This is a genomic window from Chamaesiphon sp. GL140_3_metabinner_50 (assembly GCF_025361915.1).
GTDB lineage: Bacteria > Cyanobacteriota > Cyanobacteriia > Cyanobacteriales > Chamaesiphonaceae > Chamaesiphon.
On the sequence record NZ_JANYJC010000153.1, the window covers coordinates 1 to 5,243 of the forward strand.

Genomic DNA, 5,243 nt, shown 5'->3' on the forward strand with positions numbered 1-5,243 from the left:
ACGGGGTTTTGGTTCTATTCCCAACGGGGGATGTTTTTGGGAGATGGGAGTTCGGAGATGGGAGATGGGAGATGGGAGAGTAAGGAGTGTAGGTGAATTTAGTGGTGCTGAGTATTTTTACTTTCAAATATTGCCGATCGATAAACCCCGCATCGCAGCCATACTTGGAATGTAGAAACACCCACCCCGATCCCAACCAACCAATCCTTACGCAGGGGAGTTTGAGGGGCGGCGTTCCGCCTCTGGCACGGGGGGGCTGGGGGTCGGAACCCCCAGATCCGGGTTCTGCCCCCACTAGGAAAATCGATGACGTCTTCGTTCGCACCTGGAGATCGACAGAAATCCTCGTCGCCGTCAATGTCGGCCCCGCAGCCGTTAAAATCAACCTAGCACTAGCAAATCTAGCCTCAACTCACTCCCCCAGCCAACTCTTTGGCACCGCAAAACTAGATTTAAATCGCGACCCTACCATCCTCACGATCGATCTCCACCCCCGCTGCGGCTGTATTCTCGCGTGAATGCCCCGTTTGGGGAGTGTGGCGAGTATGGCGAGTATGGCGAGACAAAAGGACGCAAGCGTCCGAATTCACTATTCACTACCCACTATTCACTATCCCCTATCCCCTATATGTTAGATACTTGCGAACTGGCTGTTAATGGCACCTTGATGCTGGGTTTAGAGCTAAATGGTAACTTACAACAGGTGGGTGCCGAGTTCTGTTATGCAACTACAACCGCTCCAATCTACCGCTTGTGGTCGATCGGCGATCGTCATCCAGCAATGATAAGGGTAAATGATGGCGGAAGATCGATCGACCTTGAAATCTGGTCGTTACCACTAGCTGGATTAGCTCAAATCCTCCAGCAAGAACCCGCTGGATTGTGCATTGGCAAAATTAAATTGGCAGATAATCGTGAAGTTTTGGGCGTGCTGGGCGAACCGTTTTTATGTGAGGGACAACTGGAAATCACCCACTTTGGTGGCTGGCGAAATTACACCAAATCGGTTGAAAGTACCGCTACACAACCGCGATCCGCATTCTAAATTTTTGCTGCGACTAAGCCCTCCGCTCCATATTGACGGAGTAAACCCATCAATTCATCGCGATAATCTTGAAAAATAGCGTGACGTTTGGCATCAGCACCGCGCTCGGCTAAATTAATCGTCAGCTCTTTTTTAACTGTACCAGGACGAGAACTAAGTACGAAAATCCGATTAGAGAGAAATACTGCCTCTTCTACATCGTGAGTAATGGAAAGAATCGTAATTTTGGTACGTTGCCAGAGATCGATAATAAATTCGTGCATCGATTCTTTGGTATGAATATCTAAGGCTCCAAATGGTTCGTCCATCAATAATATTTTAGGTTCGCATACTAGGGCACGCGCGATCGCAACTCGTTGTTTCATCCCGCCAGACAATTGGTTGGGTAAAGAGCGGGCGAAATCACTCAAACCGACAACATCGAGATAATAACTAGCGCGTTCTCGTCGTTCTCGCTTGGCTACGCCCTGAAGTTTGAGTCCAAACTCGGTATTTTCTTGGACATTCATCCACGGATACAGAGTATAGTTCTGAAATACCATACCGCGATCGGGACTCGGCCCTTTCACAGGTACGCCACCAATCCGAATCTCGCCACTGCTCGGCGTATCGAGTCCCGCAATTTGACGCAAGAGGGTAGATTTTCCCGAACCAGAGGCACCCACTACACAAACAAATTCACCCTCAGCGATGTTGATATTGATGTTTTTGAGTACTGTTATATTTCCATTTTGAGTATCGAACTGTTTAGATAGATTATCGATTTGTACAAACATCTAATTTTCGCTGGTGATAATTTGAATTTTAGGTAGTGAATTCCGAGGATATCGACAGATTATAGCATTAAATAACTAGTTTATGGTGACAGTAGAATGACCTAAATTTGGGAGGGAATTGCTCTGGGCGATCGTTAATTATTGTTAGACCATTTAAAGCAAACTCTAATGACATATTGAAATAATAGATCTAGAATTAGTCCGATCGCGCCAATAACAATAAGTCCCACAAAAATTTCATCAGTTCTTAAAAATCTACCAGCCACGCTAATTCTTCGCCCTAATCCTTCTGTAGCGGCAATCAGTTCGGCGACAATAACCAATTGCCATGCAGAAGCCAAATTAATCCGACAAGTATCGAGGATACCTGGAATAACATGGGGAAAGATCACCATCGCTAGCGTCTGCAAGCGATTTCCACCGAGAATATAAGTTGCTTCGATTAAATCTTTAGATACAAACTTAACCGTATCCATCACCATCAGCGCATTAAAGAAAAATGTACCGATAAAAATCAGACTGAGTTTTGGTGCTTCGTCAATACCTTGATAGAGAATTAGTAACGGAATAAAAGCAGGTGCGGGCATATATCGCATCAAACCAAATAATGGCTCTAACAACGCCCGAATACTCGCAAAGCTGCCCATGAGAATGCCCACGGGAATAGCTAATGCAGCAGACAACAAAAAGCTAACACCCACCCGCCACAAACTGGCGATCGTATCTTGTTGTAATTCTCCTGCTCCCCACAGCCGCTGTGCCGCAATTATCACAGCCGAGGGGGAAGGCAGAAACTTCGGATCGATCGAGCCAAAAGTTGTTATCCCCCACCATAATATCAGTGGTAAACCGAGTGAAATACCACTGAGTACCCAATTTAGTCGCGGCGGAATGTCTTCTGCTAGCTGCCAAAATACCGACGGACGCAAGGATGAGCGATTTGGTTGAGTTGATGAGTCTTGGAGATTACTTTTTGGTTTTTGCGGCATAAGCTTTGACAAATCTATCATCAAATATTTTAGTTAAATCTGGTTTCGTCTTCGCAAATCCTGCTTCACTTAAAAATTCACTCATCTTTGCGGCTGCATAAGGTAGCGAATTCATATCATTACCAGCCTGAAGAGCTTTGAGGTTTTCTTCAACAGTAAAAATCTTGGTTCCTTGTGCGTATTCTTTATAGTCAACATCGCTAACTCCTGCCCGTTTGACCATAATTTTATTAGCAGCATCGGGATTGGCTTTAATATAATCTAGAGTAGCAAACCAACTATCAACAATGGCTTGGACTTTTTCAGGGTGTTCGTTAACAAATTTCCTAGTAAAAACTAAGTGATCGGAAATCGCGCCAGGGAAATCTTTAGAGCTAAATAGCTCCCTACTTCCTGGCAATTTAAGAGCTTGAGTTGTGAAAGGTGCAAATACAGCAACTGCATCTACTTGTCCAGCAGCAAAAGCCGCCGCAGCTTTGCCAGTTTCCAGCGGTACAAACTTAATATCTTTGGCCGTCATCCCAGCTTTCTTTAAACCCTGTAATAATAAAAAGTGATCTACTGTTCCTTCCTCGGCGGCAACTTTTTTACCTTTAAGGTCGGCAACTGACTTGATGCTTTTATTGACAATGACTTTATCATTACCTGTAGAGTTATCATTGGTCATTACCACTACCAAATCCGCACCGCCAGCAACTGAAGCGACCGTATCTCCTAATGTTTGATTATTAGTATCTAGCTTCCCGGCATTCAGAGCAGAAATCGAATCTAAATAGCCATCAAACCATTTTAAATCTACTACTGCTTTATTAGCTTCAAAGATTTTTTGTTCTTGGGAAACTTGCCAGGGAAAGTATCCCGGCCAAGCACTAAAACCCATTCTAACATTTGCTTTGACATCAGTAGTTGCAACACTAGATGCAGATGGAGCAGGGGAAGCAGAATCCGTCGCAGGTTTATTACTTGCCCCTGGATTACTACAGCTAACCGTCAGAAATATAGCTGATGTAAATAATAGACAAGTTGATAATAAAGATCGATGCTGCATGAAAATCCTCACTGATTTGTTTGAAATTTATCTAAAAATTGGCGGCTCAAATTGCCTAAGTCAATTTGCTGAATGTTCGATCTTTGGCGAGCTAGTTAGCCTGGAGAATCAAACTACCAGCATTGCCGATCGATAAATTGTATCTAAGCATACAATATTTTATTGGTTTGGCGATCGCAAACAACTAATCTTAGCCGATCGAAGGTATTATCAGATACTTTTATTTGGTAGCTGAGAGAATATGCGGAACTTGTTCACTTTTTGAATTCGATCTGCTATGATTTATCCAAGTTGGCTAAAAAAGTTGCCAAAATTATCAAAACATAAGTCAGGATCGCTTCTAGGGTTCCGGTCGAGACATCCTCGATGACTGGTCCGAGAGAAGCAGCCGATTGGGTGTGAATAAACACCAATAATTCGGTCACACGGCGGGATAAAAGCCCGGGAGAACCACTTCAGCATAAGCTGTGGTATTTCCTCGGCTGTGGATATTTTTCCACCTGTGACCCAATTACACACCCAATCTAGAGAACTGACGATGAATACTACTCTAGCCTTACATCCCGACATCGATCCCAGCTTAGTGCTACTCGATGAAAAGCTACCCGGTGGCGACTACTGGCACGGCATTATTAAGCGGGGCAACACGCTTCGCATTACTGACTTAGCTGGTTCGCATGGGGTGGCTCTGGCTTGCTACAATGCCGACAATCCGATCGAACGGTTGAATGTTGCCGACACAGCCAAAATTCAGTTCAATGCCTTCCTCAAACAAGGGATGGTGCTGTACTCGGATATGGGCAGAATCTTGTGCTCGATTACTAGCGATACATCCGGCTGTCATGACTTAATCTGTGGCTGTAGTAACAGAACGAGTAATGAGGTAAATTATGGCGACGGCGACTTCAACAACTCGCGCAATAATTTTCTCAAAGCCTTGGGCAAACGGGGTTTAACTCGGAAGGATTTGATGCCGAATATCAATCTATTCAGTCGTGTAGCTGTATCGCCCGATGGCTATTTACAATACGATCGCACCTGCGAAAAAGCGGGTAGTTATATCGATTTGCGTGCGGAAATGAATGTTCTGGCGATCGTATCTAATTGTCCCCATGTTCTACATCCCAGTACGGAGTATAAGCCGCAGCCAATTCAATTAACGATCTGGAAATCGCCACCACCAGCACCTGACGATCTGTGTCGGACGGCAAATCCTGAAGTCGTGCGCGGATTTATCAATACCGATGCGTTATTTGTACAGGATTAATCAATTTTTCACTAATACGAGTTATTTGGATTGTTGCGTAGATCTTTACCCCACCCCAGCCCTCCCCTTATAAAGGGGAGGGAGCAAGAAAAGCCCTCCCCTTATAAAGGGGAGGGAG

At 44.7% G+C, this 5,243-nt stretch carries 7 protein-coding genes and 1 riboswitch; of the genes, 4 read left to right on the top strand and 3 right to left on the bottom strand.

Annotated features, from left to right (window positions below; translation table 11 throughout):
* Nucleotides 1-164: 164 nt before the first annotated feature.
* Both Q0R35_RS08050 and Q0R35_RS08055 read left to right on the top strand, forming a co-directional pair.
* Entirely contained in the window at nt 165-518 is a 354-nt protein-coding gene (locus Q0R35_RS08050) for a hypothetical protein (protein ID WP_295615843.1), read from the top strand.
* Nucleotides 519-628: 110 nt separating this feature from the next.
* The gene (locus Q0R35_RS08055) at nt 629-1,045 is read left to right on the top strand and encodes a glutamyl-tRNA amidotransferase (RefSeq protein ID WP_366944844.1); all 417 of its coding nucleotides are present in this window, start codon (nt 629-631) and stop codon (nt 1,043-1,045) included.
* Here the strand turns inward: Q0R35_RS08055 and Q0R35_RS08060 are convergent.
* The 3 genes from Q0R35_RS08060 to Q0R35_RS08070 form a co-directional block, all read right to left on the bottom strand.
* Entirely contained in the window at nt 1,042-1,821 is a 780-nt protein-coding gene (locus tag Q0R35_RS08060) for an ABC transporter ATP-binding protein (RefSeq protein ID WP_295615849.1), read from the bottom strand. The genes Q0R35_RS08055 and Q0R35_RS08060 overlap by 4 nt on opposite strands.
* A gap of 134 nt (nt 1,822-1,955) precedes the next feature.
* Nucleotides 1,956-2,810 (bottom strand): ABC transporter permease, encoded by an 855-nt coding sequence (locus tag Q0R35_RS08065; protein WP_295615852.1) that lies wholly within the window; start codon nt 2,808-2,810, stop codon nt 1,956-1,958.
* Entirely contained in the window at nt 2,788-3,690 is a 903-nt protein-coding gene (locus tag Q0R35_RS08070) for an ABC transporter substrate-binding protein (protein ID WP_366944843.1), read from the bottom strand. The genes Q0R35_RS08065 and Q0R35_RS08070 overlap by 23 nt, the downstream gene beginning before the upstream one ends.
* A 13-nt stretch (nt 3,691-3,703) precedes the next feature.
* Here Q0R35_RS08070 and Q0R35_RS08075 point away from each other — a divergent pair, with 13 nt between their 5' ends.
* Nucleotides 3,704-3,994 (top strand): hypothetical protein, encoded by a 291-nt coding sequence (locus Q0R35_RS08075; RefSeq protein WP_295615861.1) that lies wholly within the window; start codon nt 3,704-3,706, stop codon nt 3,992-3,994.
* A gap of 193 nt (nt 3,995-4,187) precedes the next feature.
* A riboswitch (guanidine-I (ykkC/yxkD leader) is annotated at nt 4,188-4,308 on the top strand.
* An 88-nt stretch (nt 4,309-4,396) separates the two neighbouring features.
* Nucleotides 4,397-5,125, top strand: coding sequence for an urea amidolyase associated protein UAAP1 (locus Q0R35_RS08080; RefSeq protein ID WP_366944845.1), 729 nt, complete (start codon nt 4,397-4,399; stop codon nt 5,123-5,125).
* Nucleotides 5,126-5,243 lie beyond the last annotated feature (118 nt).

Coding starts and splice junctions, on each gene's coding strand:
- Q0R35_RS08080 (WP_366944845.1), top strand. CDS start 4,397: ATGAATACTACTCTAGCCTTACATCCCGACATCGATCCCAGCTTAGTG.
- Q0R35_RS08055 (WP_366944844.1), top strand. CDS start 629: ATGTTAGATACTTGCGAACTGGCTGTTAATGGCACCTTGATGCTGGGT.
- Q0R35_RS08060 (WP_295615849.1), bottom strand. CDS start 1,821: ATGTTTGTACAAATCGATAATCTATCTAAACAGTTCGATACTCAAAAT.
- Q0R35_RS08070 (WP_366944843.1), bottom strand. CDS start 3,690: ATGGGTTTTAGTGCTTGGCCGGGATACTTTCCCTGGCAAGTTTCCCAA.
- Q0R35_RS08065 (WP_295615852.1), bottom strand. CDS start 2,810: ATGCCGCAAAAACCAAAAAGTAATCTCCAAGACTCATCAACTCAACCA.